15 protein-coding genes are annotated in these 14853 nt (G+C 40.7%); 4 read left to right on the top strand and 11 right to left on the bottom strand.

Translation table 11 applies throughout. From position 1 onward, the window contains the following. Positions 1–187: 187 nt before the first annotated feature. On the top strand, positions 188–883 hold the full coding sequence (locus E5A76_RS12740; RefSeq protein ID WP_053988898.1) for an FCD domain-containing protein: 696 nt from the start codon (positions 188–190) through the stop codon (positions 881–883). Positions 884–1030: 147 nt separating this feature from the next. Next, complete coding sequence (locus E5A76_RS12735; RefSeq protein WP_161119155.1) at positions 1031–2212, top strand: amino acid aminotransferase; 1182 nt, start codon at positions 1031–1033, stop codon at positions 2210–2212. 82 nt (positions 2213–2294) lie between these two features. Here E5A76_RS12735 and E5A76_RS12730 read toward each other — a convergent pair whose 3' ends face one another. The 3 genes from E5A76_RS12730 to E5A76_RS12720 all read right to left on the bottom strand — a co-directional run bounded on the left by E5A76_RS12730 (position 2295) and on the right by E5A76_RS12720 (position 4338). Beyond that, positions 2295–2675 carry a PH domain-containing protein gene (locus E5A76_RS12730; protein ID WP_107165617.1) on the bottom strand — a complete coding sequence of 127 codons (381 nt, stop codon included), beginning with the start codon at positions 2673–2675 and terminating at the stop codon, positions 2295–2297. 283 nt (positions 2676–2958) lie between these two features. Beyond that, positions 2959–3783 carry a phosphate ABC transporter substrate-binding protein gene (locus E5A76_RS12725; protein WP_053988901.1) on the bottom strand — a complete coding sequence of 275 codons (825 nt, stop codon included), beginning with the start codon at positions 3781–3783 and terminating at the stop codon, positions 2959–2961. Positions 3784–3915: 132 nt separating this feature from the next. Next, positions 3916–4338: a DUF3859 domain-containing protein gene (locus E5A76_RS12720; protein ID WP_053988902.1), complete on the bottom strand. Its 423-nt coding sequence runs from the start codon at positions 4336–4338 to the stop codon at positions 3916–3918. 189 nt (positions 4339–4527) lie between these two features. Between E5A76_RS12720 and E5A76_RS12715 the strand changes: the two genes are divergently transcribed. Then, positions 4528–5352 carry a CPBP family intramembrane glutamic endopeptidase gene (locus E5A76_RS12715; protein WP_161119154.1) on the top strand — a complete coding sequence of 275 codons (825 nt, stop codon included), beginning with the start codon at positions 4528–4530 and terminating at the stop codon, positions 5350–5352. A gap of 49 nt (positions 5353–5401) precedes the next feature. Here the strand turns inward: E5A76_RS12715 and E5A76_RS12710 are convergent, their stop codons facing one another. The 7 genes from E5A76_RS12710 to E5A76_RS12680 all read right to left on the bottom strand — a co-directional run bounded on the left by E5A76_RS12710 (position 5402) and on the right by E5A76_RS12680 (position 12248). Continuing rightward, the gene (locus tag E5A76_RS12710) at positions 5402–6535 is read right to left on the bottom strand and encodes a M14 family metallopeptidase (protein WP_161119153.1); all 1134 of its coding nucleotides are present in this window, start codon (positions 6533–6535) and stop codon (positions 5402–5404) included. 158 nt (positions 6536–6693) lie between these two features. Then, positions 6694–7014: a c-type cytochrome gene (locus E5A76_RS12705; protein ID WP_053989430.1), complete on the bottom strand. Its 321-nt coding sequence runs from the start codon at positions 7012–7014 to the stop codon at positions 6694–6696. A 105-nt stretch (positions 7015–7119) separates the two neighbouring features. Beyond that, positions 7120–8310 (bottom strand): dihydrolipoamide acetyltransferase family protein, encoded by a 1191-nt coding sequence (locus tag E5A76_RS12700; RefSeq protein WP_161119152.1) that lies wholly within the window; start codon positions 8308–8310, stop codon positions 7120–7122. After that, on the bottom strand, positions 8307–9290 hold the full coding sequence (locus E5A76_RS12695; RefSeq protein ID WP_161119151.1) for an alpha-ketoacid dehydrogenase subunit beta: 984 nt from the start codon (positions 9288–9290) through the stop codon (positions 8307–8309). The genes E5A76_RS12700 and E5A76_RS12695 overlap by 4 nt, the downstream gene beginning before the upstream one ends. Then, positions 9283–10389: a pyruvate dehydrogenase (acetyl-transferring) E1 component subunit alpha gene (pdhA, locus tag E5A76_RS12690; protein ID WP_053988908.1), complete on the bottom strand. Its 1107-nt coding sequence runs from the start codon at positions 10387–10389 to the stop codon at positions 9283–9285. The genes E5A76_RS12695 and pdhA overlap by 8 nt, the downstream gene beginning before the upstream one ends. A gap of 235 nt (positions 10390–10624) precedes the next feature. After that, positions 10625–11545: a DNA ligase gene (locus E5A76_RS12685; protein WP_053988909.1), complete on the bottom strand. Its 921-nt coding sequence runs from the start codon at positions 11543–11545 to the stop codon at positions 10625–10627. A gap of 160 nt (positions 11546–11705) precedes the next feature. After that, positions 11706–12248, bottom strand: a complete 543-nt coding sequence (locus E5A76_RS12680) for a hypothetical protein (RefSeq protein WP_161119150.1) — start codon at positions 12246–12248, stop codon at positions 11706–11708. A gap of 314 nt (positions 12249–12562) precedes the next feature. Between E5A76_RS12680 and E5A76_RS12675 the strand changes: the two genes are divergently transcribed. Then, positions 12563–13267: a hypothetical protein gene (locus E5A76_RS12675; RefSeq protein ID WP_161119149.1), complete on the top strand. Its 705-nt coding sequence runs from the start codon at positions 12563–12565 to the stop codon at positions 13265–13267. Positions 13268–13351: 84 nt separating this feature from the next. Here E5A76_RS12675 and E5A76_RS12670 read toward each other — a convergent pair whose 3' ends face one another. Then, complete coding sequence (locus E5A76_RS12670) at positions 13352–14821, bottom strand: FAD-dependent oxidoreductase (RefSeq protein ID WP_161119148.1); 1470 nt, start codon at positions 14819–14821, stop codon at positions 13352–13354. Positions 14822–14853: the final 32 nt, after the last annotated feature.

Raw genomic sequence — 14853 nt, 5'->3', positions numbered from 1 at the left:
ATATTTGCTTGCATAATATTGCAATGCCAGTGATTTAGTGAATATTTGTGACATTTACTAATACTTTTTAAAGTATATTGGTTGATTTAGTATGATAACTCATGCAAAAAAACTATACTCAAAGAATAAAGCTTCACCCTAATTATAAAAATAAAAAAGTCAGTTTAAATAGGTAATATAAATTACTATGGAAAAAGTGGAATTTACGACGATCAGCGATCGTTTAATTTCAGTTATTAAGAAAGACATTCTTAATGGGACCTATCAGCCCGGACAGAAGTTAGTTCTTAACGATTTAAAAGCACATTATAACGTTGGTGGCTCACCACTACGCGAAGCAATGGTGCAATTAGCATGGCAAAAGTACTTAGTAATGAAACCTCAAAAAGGGTTTTGGGTTGCTGATGTCTCACTGGATGAATTAAGGCACATTATTCAAAGCCGCTTTGCTATTGGTCGTATCGCTTTAAAAGAAGCTGTTGCAGTCGGTGATGAACAATGGGAATTAAATATTCTTACAGCTTTTCATAAGCTTAACCGTTTAAATCCTGACAGTGATGATTTTGATGTTGATGAATGGGATAAACGTCATAAAGAATTTCACCTTTCCATTGTTGAATGTAAAGGCTCTGAATTTTTGTTAGATCTACTGTCCCACATATATGATCAGCAAGATCGATATCGTCATTTCTTATTAGGAAAAGATATCGAACCAATGAATCGTTATCATGACAAAGGTGAGCATGAAGCGGTGATGAATGCAGTATTACGTCGCGATGCAGATCTTGCGAGTAAATTATTGTATGCACATGCTGAGCGTTTATATACCAGTATTGAACAAGCAACATGTTTGCACTCAATATCAGGTAATTTACGCTACTAATATAAATATGTGTGCTACTTCTAGGATGGAAGTAGTACAGTTTGTTCGTGCTCCATGAAGAAAAAACACGATTTGTCGCTTTTCTAATGACGTTAATTAAATGAAGTGATAACTTAATTTCATTGTTATATAAATGGAATTAATTTGATGTTTAAATCGCTTTCTCCAGCCCAGTTAGATCCTATCCTTTCTCTCTCGATAGCGTATAGAGAAGATCCTCGTGAAAATAAAATGGATTTAGGTATTGGTGTTTATCGCAATAGCCAAGGCGAAACACCGATCATGCAAGCTATTTCTCTCGCAGAGCAACGTCTTCTACAATCACAAACCACCAAGTCTTATGTCGGGCTTGCGGGAAGTGAAGTGTTTAATCAATCAATGATTGACTTGTTATTGGTAGATACATCTGCTCATGCTCGATGTGCAGCTGTACAAACACCGGGAGCAAGTGGTGCTCTTCGGATGTTGGCTGATCTTAATCATATAGCGCAGCCAGATACAACGGTATGGTTAACAAATCCAAGTTACGTTAATCATAAGCCAGTGATGGAAGCTGCTGGGCTAAAAGTGAAGTTTTATCCCTATTTTGATCCTGAAACGAAGCAAGTTAACAGCCAAGCAATGTTAGCGGAATTAGCGAAAGCAGGTCCTAACGATGTGGTATTACTACACGGTTGTTGTCATAACCCAACTGGTGCTGATATTAGCTTTGAAGATTGGCAAGCCATTACAGCATTAGCGAATAAAAACGGTTTTATGCCATTTGTTGATATTGCTTATCTTGGTTTTGGTGATGGACTTGAGCAAGATGGTGCTGGCCTTAAATACATGGCTGATAATATTGAAGAGATGGTGGTTGCCACTTCTTGTTCAAAGAATTTTGGTTTGTACCGTGAACGAACAGGGGCGGCGATTATTATCAGTGATAGCCAGCAAGAAGCACAAAAAGCCAAAGGTCGTATCCTAACTTTAGCACGTTCAAGCTATACCATGCCGCCAGATCATGGTGCGGCGTTAGTGGCTGAGATTTTAAATGATCAGCAATTAACCCAAACATGGAAAGAAGAACTTGATCAAATGCATGGTCGTATTTTGCGTTTACGACAAGGGTTAACTCAAGCGATTCGCCAGCGAGGTTCAAATCAGTTTGATTTTATTGAGCAGCACAAAGGTATGTTTTCGGTAACAGGGTTAACGCCTGAGCAAATTCTAACCCTTCGTGAACAATATGGGATTTATGCAGTAGGGGATGGCCGTATTAATATTGCCGGATTGCAAGAGCAGCATATTGATCATTTAGCCGATGCGTTGATCAGTGTCTCTCGTTAATAACATCTAAAAAGAAAGCCTGTACTTCAATGTGTCTATCTGCAACATGAAGTAACAGGCTTTTTTCGTTCAGAGCGAGGAATTATTTACCAGCGACTTTTGCTGCTAACAGACCTTGCATCGCATAAACGTTGGTCTTGCCGTTGAACTCTAGTGTCATTGGCTCGTGTTGACCAGAGATCCACAGTTTTAGCTCAGCATCTAAATCAAAATGCCCCTTAGTTTCTACTGCGTACATGGTGATTGCTTTGTAAGGAATAGAGCGGTATTCCACTTTTTTACCTGTCAAACCTTGCTTATCAATAAGGATTAAGCGGTAATCGGTTAAAACAATCATGTCACGAACTAGCTTGTAAGCTAATTCAATATGTTCGTTTGGACCAAGGATAGTTGATAGTTCCTCAGTCGCGTCAGCGATGCTCATTTCACCTGCGTTGCCTAACAGCGCGTTAAAAAGACCCATTTGTTATTCCTTTTATCCTTGATAACTAAAACATTAGTTCATCTATGTGTCGTTTTTCGATTTTAATCGAATTGTGTTTTTTACACTAGCAGAAACATAACACCATGGTATAGGACTTAAGGTAAAGATCAGGTTAAAAGTGAGATGTGATAGAGAAAATATATGGTGCGATAGGTGGTTACGAAATATGAGACGAGTAGGGTTTCAACCCAAAGTACCGAAATACTTTGGGTGAAAGTTCATTCGTGCCACAGAAAGGCATGTGGCGATGCAATCTTAAAGATTAAGACATTGAAATATAGCCTTTATCTTTAATGATTTTTTGTCCTTCTGGCGACATGATCCACGCTAAAAACGCTTTAGCTGCAGGTTTTAGTTTACCTGGTTGGTTCAGTACCAAGAATGGACGTGATAGTGGGTAAGTCTTGTTAACCACATCTTCAACCGATGCTTTGTGACCATCAACACTGACAGCTTTTAAAGTCTTATCAACAGAGCCTAGTGAAACGAAACCAATCGCATCTTTGTTGCTAGCAACAACAGTCTTTTCAATACCATTACCACTAGCCACTTGTGCTTTTTGGCTAATTGTCGATACTTTCACACCGTTGATTTTGGTGGTTAGTTCCATTAGCTCTTCAAACGCACCACGCGTACCTGAGCCATTTTCACGTGTTGTGACTACGACAGGATCGCTGTTGCCGCCAACAGCTGACCACTGCGTTATTTCGCCTTTAAACAGTTTTTCAATTTGTGCTTTTGTTAAATTGTTTACAGGGTTTTTCGGGTTTACAACAACGGCGATACCATCACGTGCAATTTCAGTTTCAACCAGACCTGCTTTTTTCTCATCTGCAGATAGGTTGCGTGATGCCATACCTAGATCATTCACACCTTCAATTGAAGATTTAATGCCAGCACTTGAGCCTGTACCATTGATGTCGATAAATACGTCTGGATGACTCTTGTGATAAGTTTCACCTAAAACTTCCATCACATCAGTAACAGATGTAGAACCTGATACAGCAATGTGCTCTGCAGCCATCGCTGAGCTTGAAGCTGCGACAGTGCTTAGAATTAATGAAAGTGTAAGAAGTGACTTAGTCATGTTGCGTCCTTTGGCTGCTTAGTTATTTGCTCACTAAACTAAAGTGGTCATGTGACAACTTTGTTTCAAAAAAGGACGTTGCTAATCAAGGTTAGATTTCAATAATGGAATCATCTTGTTCCAAAAAATGAATTAACAGCCGCGACGTTTCCAGAATTGTCCTTCATCATGATTAAAAACATTGAAGGTTTTATCCGCGATAATGGTGCCGTTCATTTCTAACGTCATCCGCCATGGACCAATCTTATTAGTTATTGGCGCCCATATGGTGTCGCCAAGATAAAAGTCCCAGTCATTGCTGCGAACATAGACATAACCATCGAAGGGATCGAGTACTTCACCGTCATCATTGGTGATATTGGGGTGATAAATGCAGTAATGAAGCTTTTCCCCTTTGGCTTTTTTGATATTCACAGTAAAGCCAAATTCAATATCAATTTCGGCCGGTATATCTAGTGTAAATTCTTTGATTTTCGGTAGTTTTTTGGATTCGGCATCCCAAGTGGTGAAAATACCGTATGAATGTAAGTGAATGACAGGTTTGTTTTTTGCCATGGATAGGGGATCTCTTTTACTGGTGAACAGGCAGTATAACCTGAAATTTGGCGATGTGAGGATGGTTAGTATTACCTTTGTCCGATTTATTGGGCATAAAAATGAAAGAATGAATGATTATTACTTCATGGAATATTGTGCTTTTGATAATCTAGATGATAAAGACTCTTATTATTAATGGAATAACAAATGGAACCAACAGTTTGGATATGGGGATCACTTGCGTGTGCTGTGATCAGTGGTTTTACTCGACAAAAGTGGCTGACAATAGCGCTAGTTGTATTGAGTATTGTTGCTGCTCTACTGCAAGCTCGCTTATCAATTATTGCCCTAAGTAGTATTGTGATTGGCTTTGGTGTTGCTTATTTCACAGCCAAGCAAGAAGGGAAGTGGCGTTATGCCGGATTAACGTTCATGTTAATTTGGTCATTAGCGTTTTTTGCTCATGCGATTCCGGGCTTTGATAACTTAAAGGTGCTCGACAAAGTATATGCAAGTAGAGATAGCATCCCATTTACCATGTACTTAAATCTTGATAAGCCTCTTGTTTTCTTTGGGTTATTACTGGCATTCCCTACGTTATTAGGGCAAAAGAAAACTTGTGATCTGAAAGTGATTGGCTTGGTAGTGGTAGGCGTTTTATCGTTATTGCCAATTGCTGTGGGTTTAGGTGCATTAACGTTTTCGCTATCGACTCCCCATTGGTTATGGCTATTTATACTGAACAACTTGCTATTTACTTGTGTGGCTGAAGAGGCCTTATTCCGAGGCTTTATCCAACAAGGATTATCGCAACGGTTTGGTTGGGTAACGGGCCTTATTGTTGCGAGTTTACTGTTTGGTTTAGCACATTTCGCTGGTGGGATGTTACTGGTTGTATTCGCAGCGCTTGCAGGTTTAGGTTATGGCTTGGTTTTCTATTTAACAGGCAGGTTGTGGGCGGCAGTTGCTGTACATTTTCTATTTAATCTTAGTCATTTGATATTTTTCACTTATCCGATGCTGGCGAAATAAACAAAAAACGGTCACTGATGTGACCGTTTTTATTAGGAGTTAGATGCGATTAACGCAAATGATCCATTACCACAAGCGTTGCTGCTAGAGTATCGCTACCGAAAGCAACACTACGCTCAGGTGACCAACCGTACAGACTATCTGGTTGGTTATTGTGATCTTTGAATGGCATCTCAATAGTGTAAGACAAGCAGTTAAACTGCTCTGCAACCCAGTTAGAGCCAACTGTTAAGTTTGCTTCACCTGGTTTGTCTTTGTCGTAACCGTGTTCTACTTGGAATTCAGGTGTAATAGTTAGCAGTGCTTGCTTGAAAATATTTTCAAGATTTTCTAGGCGAGCATCGTATGATGGAATGCCTTCAGAGCCTGCAACGAAGTTGTAAGGGATCGCCTCATCGCCATGAATATCTAGGAAGAGATCAACGCCTGTTTCAAACATTTTTTCACGTACGTAGTACACTTCAGGGCTGTTTTCTAATGATGGTGTTTGCCATTCACGGTTAAGGTTTACACCAATTGCATTTAAACGTAAGTGACCACGGGCGCTACCGTCTGGGTTCATATTTGGCACTACGTAGAATACTGCTTTTTCCAGTAAAGCGCGGCCTACCGTATCTGTTTCATCAAGCAGGCGTTGCACTAAACCTTCTACAAACCATTCCGCCATGGTTTCACCTGGGTGTTGACGAGCAATAACCCATACTTTTTTCTTTTCAGTGTCGCTTGCTTCATCACCGATCACCAGCAGGCTCATATCACGGTTATCGAGTGTCTGACCTAGTGTCTCTAAGCGACAGTTGTAGTGACTTTGTGCAAGGTGCAGTAGATCTTGGTGGCGATCGTAGCTGTATGGTGCAAAGTAGGCAAAGTACATTGAACCGTGTTCAGGGATCACGCTAAAGCTTAAGGTGTCGCCATCAAATTCAGATGGAATACGGAACCATTCTTCACGATCGTAAGATGCGACTACGTCGTAACCTTTCCAGCCTTCTGGGTAAGCTGAATTTGCTAGATCAAGAATTTTGAAGTTGTGTGTTTGCTGAGCTTCAGATTCCAAGCGGAAATGGAACCATTGGTGTAGCTCTGAATTGTTGTCGTTAGGAATGGTAAGTTGGATATCGTCTTTGCTATCTGCTTTTACGACATTGATACTTCCACTTTCAAAGTTACTGAAGATTTTCATTTTATGATTCTCGTTATAGGTTTTAATCTCAAGTTATCACAAAGATAGACTGCCTATAATGTTTTTTCCGCTATAAAGTTTGGGAAATTAGTTTGTATGACTAATAAAACACCAGCCGCTGTTCACAATGGAAATAGCGGCTGGTGATTGGTTATCTATTACTTCATTTGGGCGTAATATTCAGCAATATCAGCAATGTCTTGTTGCGATAAATTTTTAAGCTGCGCCTTCATCATTGCCGACATCGCACCTGTACGGCTGTCATCGAGATAGGCTTGCATAGCGTTGTAGAGATACTCCGCTTGTTGACCTTTTAAGTTAGGGTAGTCAGGACGAGGAGCAATACCGTCGCTGCCGTGACAAAAACGACAGCTTGGGGTTTTAATTTCACCTTTGCTTGCATCACCTTCAGGCATTGCCATTAGCGAGCTGGAAAAAAGTAGGGTTGCAAGACTTGCAGTAAATAGTGAATAGCGCATAAGTACGACTGAATAAGAATAGGTAACATTCATCATAGGCACTTGTTGCAGCTATGCAATATATTGTTATAGTTTGATGTAACAAACTGTTATTTAACGTTAAGGTTATTCTAGTTTGTCATAGCTTAGGTGCTCCAAACTGTGCACAAGCGCTTTAATAAATCGTGCGGCTTCACCACCAGTACATGCTCGATGATCAAAGGTGATAGAGAGTGGTAACACCTTCACGGTATTTATTCGTTCACCTTCCATCACGACTTTATCCATGATCCTACCTGCACCGACAATCGCAACCTGCGGCGGTGTGACGACAGGGGTGGCATAAATACCTGCAATTGCGCCGTAGTTAGATAGGGTGATGGTCGCTTTTTGTAATTGATGACGGCTTATTTTTCGACCTCGAATACTGGCTGCAGTACGATCAATCCAACGACGAATTCCTTCATTATGGTATTGCTCTGCATGGTGCAGGACAGGAACATATAACCCATGGGCACTATCAACGGCGATCCCAATATTGACGGTTTTATGCAAGCAGCGTGTCATGGTATCGGCATCAAACCACGCATTTAACGCAGGCTCTGTATGACAGGCATGATTAATCGCTTGAACAAGATTAACGGTAATATCATCATTTTTATGCCAGTGATAAAGGTGTGCTTCTTCAGTAATGGTGACAGAGGCGACATCATGGTGTGATTGCGCCATATTTTTAGCCATGTTGCGACGCGCACCTTTGAGTAATTCTGTGCCCGGTGTTTGTTGTTGGTAGGCTTGATAAATATCGGTATCAACAATGAGGTGATTGGTACCTGAACCTTCTATGTCCTCGATTTTTATGCCTAGCTTTTGAGCCAGTAATCGGGCCGAGGGGGTGGCAATCAAAGGGTGATCTGCATTGGTAATGGAATTAACATGAATGGCATGCACTTCATCGTAAGAGAAATGATCAATATCGACATGTTTATCGAGTTGCGATATTTGCCCAACAACAGTCGCTGATGAATTGTCGTTTGATTCTTGTTCTACGTTATCAATGGTTGTCGATGATGCTGAAGTACGAAGTTCATCGATTTCTAATAAACACTGACCAATATTGATGGTGTCACCTTCATTACCATAGCGATGAATAATTTTGCCACTATAGGGCGCGGGGACATCGACGGTTGCTTTGGCGGTTTCAACGGTAACAACGACTTGATCCGTTGTAACAGTATCACCAATATTGATATGCCATTGTACAATTTCTGATTCTGCTAGACCTTCACCAAGATCGGGTAATGTGAATGCTTTCATTGCCAACCCTCCATGAGTTCACGTGCGGCATTTACAATGTCATCGTGATGGATCATAAAATAATCTTCATTGCGGTAGTAAGGCATGATGGTGTCGAACCCAGTTAACCGCTTGGGTGGTGCTTTGAGTAAGCACATGGCACTTTCTGCTACTCTCGTAATGATCTCTGCACCAACCCCACAGGTTTTAACTGCTTCATGGACAACTAATAAACGCCCTGTTTTTTCTAGTGAGTGCAGAATAGTCGCCATGTCGATAGGTTTGATGCTAGCTAAGTCAATAACTTCAAGTTCTATGCCATGATGCGCTAAGGTTTCTGCGGCTTGAAGAGACTCGACCACACAGGCTCCCCATGTTACCAAGGTGATATCTCGCCCTTCACGAAGTGTGAAACAACAATCAATAGGTAGCGCAATACCGTTGTTTTCAACCTGCGACTTTACAGTGCGATAAATACGTTTTGGCTCAAAAAATAATACGGGATCATTGCTTCTAATGGCACCAAGTAATAGGCCGTAAGCGCGCTGTGGAGAAGAAGGAATGACGACTTTTAAACCGGGAATATGAGCAAATAATGCTTCGACACTTTCTGAGTGATGCTCAGGCGCATGAATACCGCCACCAAAAGGCGCACGAAAAACCGCAGGGCAGGTTAAACGACCACGAGTGCGATGACGCAGCCTTGCTGCATGGCAAAATAAGTGTTCTATGGCGGGGAAAATAAAGCCTTGGAATTGAAATTCGGCAACAGGACGAAGCCCTTGTGATGCCATGCCAACAGTGATACCGCCAATGAGTGCTTCTGCCAAAGGGGTATCCATTACTCGCTTGCAACCAAACGTTTGTTTTAACCCAACGGTTGCTCGAAAAACACCACCGTTTTCGCCGATGTCTTCACCTAAAACAACTACATTATCATCATGTTGCATTTCATAATGAAGGGCGAGGTTAACCGCTTCTAATAACGTGATTTCAGCCATGATCACCTCCTGATGATTGTTTCTCCATTCGAAGTGCTTTATTGATCAAGCTGTCACGTTGATATTGCAGATCGTCATCGATATGTTCATAAAGGTGATCAAAGGTTGATTCAGGCGCTTGTGCGACTAAAGCAAGATAGTGTTCAACGGCTTCATTAATATGTTGATCGCATTCTTGCTGCCACTCGATTTCTTGTGCTTCCGACCATAATGCTTGATTGATGAGATAAGTTTTAAGGCGAGCGATAGGATCAAATTGCCATGCTTGCTCAAGTTCATCATCAGGGCGATAACGAGAGGCATCATCGGCGGTGGTATGATCGCAGAGTCGATAACTAACGGCTTCAATTAAGGTGGCACCTTTGCCTTTTCTTGCTTTATCTAAGCTGTATAGCATGGTGTCGTACATGGCAATAATGTCATTACCGTCAACTAATATCCCCTCAATACCTGCGCCTTTGGCTTTATCGACTAGGTGTTCAGCATGGCATTGTAAATGAAGTGGAACTGATATCGCCCATTGGTTATTGTTGATGACAAAGACTAATGGAATATTCCAGATCCCAGCACAGTTAAGTGATTCCAGAAAATCCCCTTTAGAAGTAGCACCATCGCCGCAGGTGACAACGGTAGCCCGATGTGAACCTTTAATTTTCATGGCAGCGGCAATGCCGACCGCATGAGAACATTGTGTCGCGATAGGCACACAAAATGGCATATCGTCATTATGTAATTGGTTTGGCGCAGGGGGGAAATCACTACCTAATTCATCACCGCCCCAGTATTGGAGATTCTTTTCCATGCTAACGCCACGTGCCCATAATGCTGGCATATCTCGGTAGTAGGGGGCAAAGGTATCGGTTGGTTTCATGGCTCGACCAATGGCAATACCAATGGCCTCAGCGCCGAGGTGTGAAGGGTAAGTCCCTAACTTTCCTGTTCTTTGTAACGCTATCGCTTTCTTGTCGTAGTGACGAACTAATACCATGTCACGATAAAAACGCAGTAATAACTCATTGCTAGCCCAATCTGGAAGGGGGCTTACAAGCTTGCCACAATGATCAATATAACGATGCATGGGTTGTGTTTGAATGGTCATCCCAAGCTCCTTGTGTTTATCGCTCTAAAGTCATCAACTAAAGAGGCTAATCGTTATAACGGCTTGAACTGGATAATTTAAGTGTAACGAATTGGCAGCAACTTGCTTGAGGTTTCCTGCTGATATAACAGTAAAGAAAAGAATACAGTGGAAAGGTTCGTAAATAGAGTTATCAGTTAATAATTACTGGAGCTTTATACTGATAACTCGATTAACTTTTGAAGTAATATGCTGACTAACTATCAGGTGAGACTCTCACTCGGCTAAAGCGTGCAAAACGAGGTATGCCTCGATTGGTATAACCGTTAAAGCGATACTGAATGGTAGTGCCTATCGCTGGTGGGCTTTTTCGTTGTTGGTCGGTGAAACCTGATCCTATTTTAAAAGTTTCATTGCTTGCTGTTTTTACCCAAACTGCGCCCATTTGGCCTTGGTATTTACCATTTCCTTCTTCGTAACCAATGACAATGGCTTCAGCATCTTGATGCTGTTTGAGCTTTAATAGTTGGTGAGTTCTTCCTGCTACATAGAGATTGTCGCTGTGTTGTAGCATCAAGCCTTCACCGTGATTGTTGACTACAATATCGAGCCACTGAGTCAAAATAGTAATGTCACTAATACGTTTTTGTTCAATTGCAAAAAGATAATCATTTTGCATGGAGATACTGTTGATCAATTGTTCTAGTGCTAAGTAACGTTGCTCAAAAGGAAGGGGGGATTGGGGTAAATCAAATACCATGTATTTCACTGAGCGCCACGCTGCTTCGTCTGGCTTTTTATCCATAACTATCTGGGTGAGTAACTGGAACTTACCTCTATCTATCCACAATTCACCATCTAAAGTGGTATTGGGGAAGTTTGCGGTAAACCAACTTGGCGCATAAATTTTATTGCCTGAGCGTGTTAGTAATTCTGAGCCATTCCAATAGGCTCGAATGCCATCTAGTTTTTCACTGATCAAATATTCGCTGATTGCAAATTCAGGGGAATTTGTCTCAGCGTTGTTGGCGGTGATTTTCTGGATATCAAGGGACTCTGCTTTCATTATCTCTAGCCCGGCTTGAGCCGAAAATGAAAGTGATAATAAAATCAGTGCAGCGATAGGATTGAGGGGAGTTTTAACTTTGTTAACGTCAGGGCTAACTGTATACGTCATCGCACAACCTCCAAACTACTGTTATCAAATATAAAGTATGAGAGCTTGAAGGTAATGAAAAATATCAATATGGTTTCATATTATTGTATTGTGCCATCACTCGGAATGCGATTGTTAACACACGCAAACCGTTAAACAGAAATGTGCATTCATTATCGTTTTAGGGTGTCGTAAACGGTGAAATTGTTTTCGTTTTCTTTGCTAAGACACCAGAGTTAGCTGTGTAATTATCTGTACACTTGTAAAAGTCTTGGGCTTGCTTATGATCCGCAACAAATGAAAGCGGATGTTCTAACCCCTCAATTTGAATGCGAGAGCGGTTTCCATGAGAGCGAAAAGTGTCGATAAACAACTTAGGACTGACATTATCATTAGCGATAGTGGTGCTGTAGATAACGTTCTCATTATCAATTCGCTTAAAAAAGTTATGATCAACAAGATAGTTAATGTCAGCTTTAGTTTTATTGAAAATAGGCTCTTGTATTAGTTTTCCACGTGAAGGTGCTGACAAGTCATTGAAATGATATATTTTAATTTCAAAGTTGCTATGGTAATTAGAAGATAATGCTAAAACAATTTTATCTTGATAGCGCTCTTCTTTTATACGTAAAGTACATGCTGAGTTGTTTTTGATGTACGCAGAGTTTTCAAGCAGTGGAGTTGAAAATGCCGATACAGTCAGAAAAAGTAGTGGTGTAATCATAGTGCGCACCATTTTTAAAAGATAAAGACAGTTAACAAATACCTACAACATTTTGCCTCTACTTAAACACTAGTGCTTGTGGCAAATGAAAATGTAGCTAACAGCAAGATCTATTATTTGTGATACACATTATTAGTTTTGAGACAAGTATCCTACTTTACTTGATAGAGTACTTTTTAAGGCTGATGTAGTGAAGATGCTCATAGCTATATCATAATTATGACAATTGTTTACATTTTAAGTGTTAAATTACGCAGTAAGACATTCAATATATTTATAAATTTTGCTGTTTTTATTACTAAGGGAGAAGCAACATGGCAACAAATACTGCCAAAATTAATTGGAAACTGTCTTTAATTGCAGGGTTAGTTGTTGGCGGTGCTTTGGGAGCTGGAGCGCAATATTATAATAACGTCCCTGATAATCAGGCTTACAAGGCATTACAAGCCGAGCATCAAAGCTTAGTTTCCGAATTGGATCATGAAAAAGCGTTGGCAAAACAGCTTGCGGAAGAAAAAACACAATTAATGGATGATTCCAGCAACAAACTGACAGAGCTAAATCAACAGTTAGATACGCAGAAACAGCAGCTAGTGGCGTTAAGTCAGCAGCTGGAAACGATTCAGAAGCAACAAGCGCAAGTTAAACAAAAGCAGCAAGAACAAGCAAAGAAACTGGTTGTCACAAAGAAAAAATTAGACAAAGAAGTAGTCGCTTTAAAAACGCAAACTAAGCAACAAAAAGAAGTGATTGATAACTCTAGTCAACTATTCGAACAAAAAGCAAAATTACAAAGTGAGCTAGCGGCAGCGCAAAAGGTGACTGCAGATTTAAAAGCGCAAAGCAAAAAATCAAAAAAAGCGTGTGATGAATTTAAATCTGGTGATAGTTGGAATTGGGTATCACAAAAAGATTGTGATAAATACAATGCCCAGCAAGCAGAGGTCAGTAAAGCAGAAGCGAAGGAGCTAAAATTAAAGCAAGCGTTAGCAGATCTAAACAAAAGGATTGGTGCTTAAATTTCTTAAATTACCCTTTTTCAATACAAAAACGCCACTATATCTATGATTACCAGTAGATGTTAGTGGCGTTTTCTTTTCTTATTAGCCAATAGGTTGAGCTAAGGATGCAGGGAACCCTCGTTCTTCAGCAATTTTCTCTGCGTAACTGACGATCTCATCTTTTGATAGTCCTAGCGTGATAGGGAATGATTGCTCTCTTGCGTTGCTTTTATCAGGTTGAGCGATTAATTGCTTATTAATTAGTTCGGCTACAATAGCATCGGCTGCCGAAAGTGCTGAAGAAGCTTTAACTATTTCAGAACGTGCATAATTGCAGCCTGAAAATGAAATATCAGCAGCACGTAACGTTGGATCTGTGCCAGGGATCTGTTGTGCTCCAAATAATGGCTTTCCACCGACTTCAGCATCTTTAAATGAATGTACGTATTGAGCCACATGCTTTATGGCTCTTTCTGTTCGTTCAACGACTTCAGTTTGTGGCCATTGGCGGTTTAGTTTTTCTTGGAATGAGGCATTCAGTACAGGTTGAGCCGTACACTTTGATGATGACACCAAACCATCTTTAAATAAGGTGATGTCTTGGGTCATGCCATGTAATTGGAAATAGCCATTAGGGTAGGGTGTTAACTGTGCCATACCTTTTGGTGTGCCACGCTCACCATGAATGATTAGCTCAGGCCATTCACCTTCACATTGTGCCCAGTGGGTGACATAAGCGGCTTTAAATTCCACCATACGTTCACGAGGTATATGGGCTAAATCATCAATAGAACCTGAACGGTAACCGCAAGCGTTTATTAAATAATCAACGTGACAGCGCTGCTCGCTGTTATCAGAAGTTCGATAAGTAATCCGCCACTGTTTAGATGAGGATTCATACTGTACGTTCGTGACCTTAGTTGAGGTCAATGTATGACAGTTAACCATTTGATCTAGAGCCAAAGCTGTGGTGGCAGCAATACGAAATACACTTAAGCCGTACTCTTGAACCATTACAATAGGGTATTTGAATTGATCTAGCTGTAATGATTTAGCAACAGGGATCATCCATTCATCAGGCGTTACTGGGTGGGTTGGATTATCTAATTGTTGTAAACGTTCTAAATCTTGTTGGCTATATAAAGTGAAGTAGTCTGATGGCTCGCCTAGCACTTTATTCCTTTGATCAAGTGTGACGAGTGATGAATATGCATCATTAAGCACTTTAAGCCTTGGGAGCAACTCGCAAGGAAAGCCCTTATCATCCATAGGTACCGCAATGACTGTTGGACGAATATTTGCGGTGTATTTAAAAACTCTTAGTGTATCAATAGATTGCTTCAATAAATCAAGACATTGTTTCTCAGAGATCTCTCGATAAAGATTACCTCCTGCATGTAAATGGCAGATGGGTGGGCCATTTACAAGGCTTCTTCCTTCTTCAAACAAGTTTATTGAAATTCCTAATTCAGCTAAACGAAGCGCTATGGTTGAGCCAGCCACGCCGCCTCCAATGATCCCAACGGTAGCATGGGGCATACACTCAGATGAGTTGTTTCTCGATATATTCATAATGATTAAGCTTAAATCTGAAATTCAATAAT

Source organism: Photobacterium lucens (assembly GCF_009873615.1).
Lineage (GTDB): Bacteria > Pseudomonadota > Gammaproteobacteria > Enterobacterales > Vibrionaceae > Photobacterium > Photobacterium lucens.
The sequence above is the reverse complement of the archived record's forward strand: the minus strand, read 5'-3'. Positions and strand labels throughout refer to the sequence as shown.

Bases quoted from the DNA above. Each gene is read 5' to 3' on its own strand.
- E5A76_RS12740 (WP_053988898.1), top strand. From the start codon at position 188: ATGGAAAAAGTGGAATTTACGACGATCAGCGATCGTTTAATTTCAGTT.
- E5A76_RS12735 (WP_161119155.1), top strand. From the start codon at position 1,031: ATGTTTAAATCGCTTTCTCCAGCCCAGTTAGATCCTATCCTTTCTCTC.
- E5A76_RS12730 (WP_107165617.1), bottom strand. From the start codon at position 2,675: ATGGGTCTTTTTAACGCGCTGTTAGGCAACGCAGGTGAAATGAGCATC.
- E5A76_RS12725 (WP_053988901.1), bottom strand. From the start codon at position 3,783: ATGACTAAGTCACTTCTTACACTTTCATTAATTCTAAGCACTGTCGCA.
- E5A76_RS12720 (WP_053988902.1), bottom strand. From the start codon at position 4,338: ATGGCAAAAAACAAACCTGTCATTCACTTACATTCATACGGTATTTTC.
- E5A76_RS12715 (WP_161119154.1), top strand. From the start codon at position 4,528: ATGGAACCAACAGTTTGGATATGGGGATCACTTGCGTGTGCTGTGATC.
- E5A76_RS12710 (WP_161119153.1), bottom strand. From the start codon at position 6,535: ATGAAAATCTTCAGTAACTTTGAAAGTGGAAGTATCAATGTCGTAAAA.
- E5A76_RS12705 (WP_053989430.1), bottom strand. From the start codon at position 7,014: ATGCGCTATTCACTATTTACTGCAAGTCTTGCAACCCTACTTTTTTCC.
- E5A76_RS12700 (WP_161119152.1), bottom strand. From the start codon at position 8,310: ATGAAAGCATTCACATTACCCGATCTTGGTGAAGGTCTAGCAGAATCA.
- E5A76_RS12695 (WP_161119151.1), bottom strand. From the start codon at position 9,290: ATGGCTGAAATCACGTTATTAGAAGCGGTTAACCTCGCCCTTCATTAT.
- pdhA (WP_053988908.1), bottom strand. From the start codon at position 10,389: ATGACCATTCAAACACAACCCATGCATCGTTATATTGATCATTGTGGC.
- E5A76_RS12685 (WP_053988909.1), bottom strand. From the start codon at position 11,545: ATGACGTATACAGTTAGCCCTGACGTTAACAAAGTTAAAACTCCCCTC.
- E5A76_RS12680 (WP_161119150.1), bottom strand. From the start codon at position 12,248: ATGATTACACCACTACTTTTTCTGACTGTATCGGCATTTTCAACTCCA.
- E5A76_RS12675 (WP_161119149.1), top strand. From the start codon at position 12,563: ATGGCAACAAATACTGCCAAAATTAATTGGAAACTGTCTTTAATTGCA.
- E5A76_RS12670 (WP_161119148.1), bottom strand. From the start codon at position 14,821: ATGAATATATCGAGAAACAACTCATCTGAGTGTATGCCCCATGCTACC.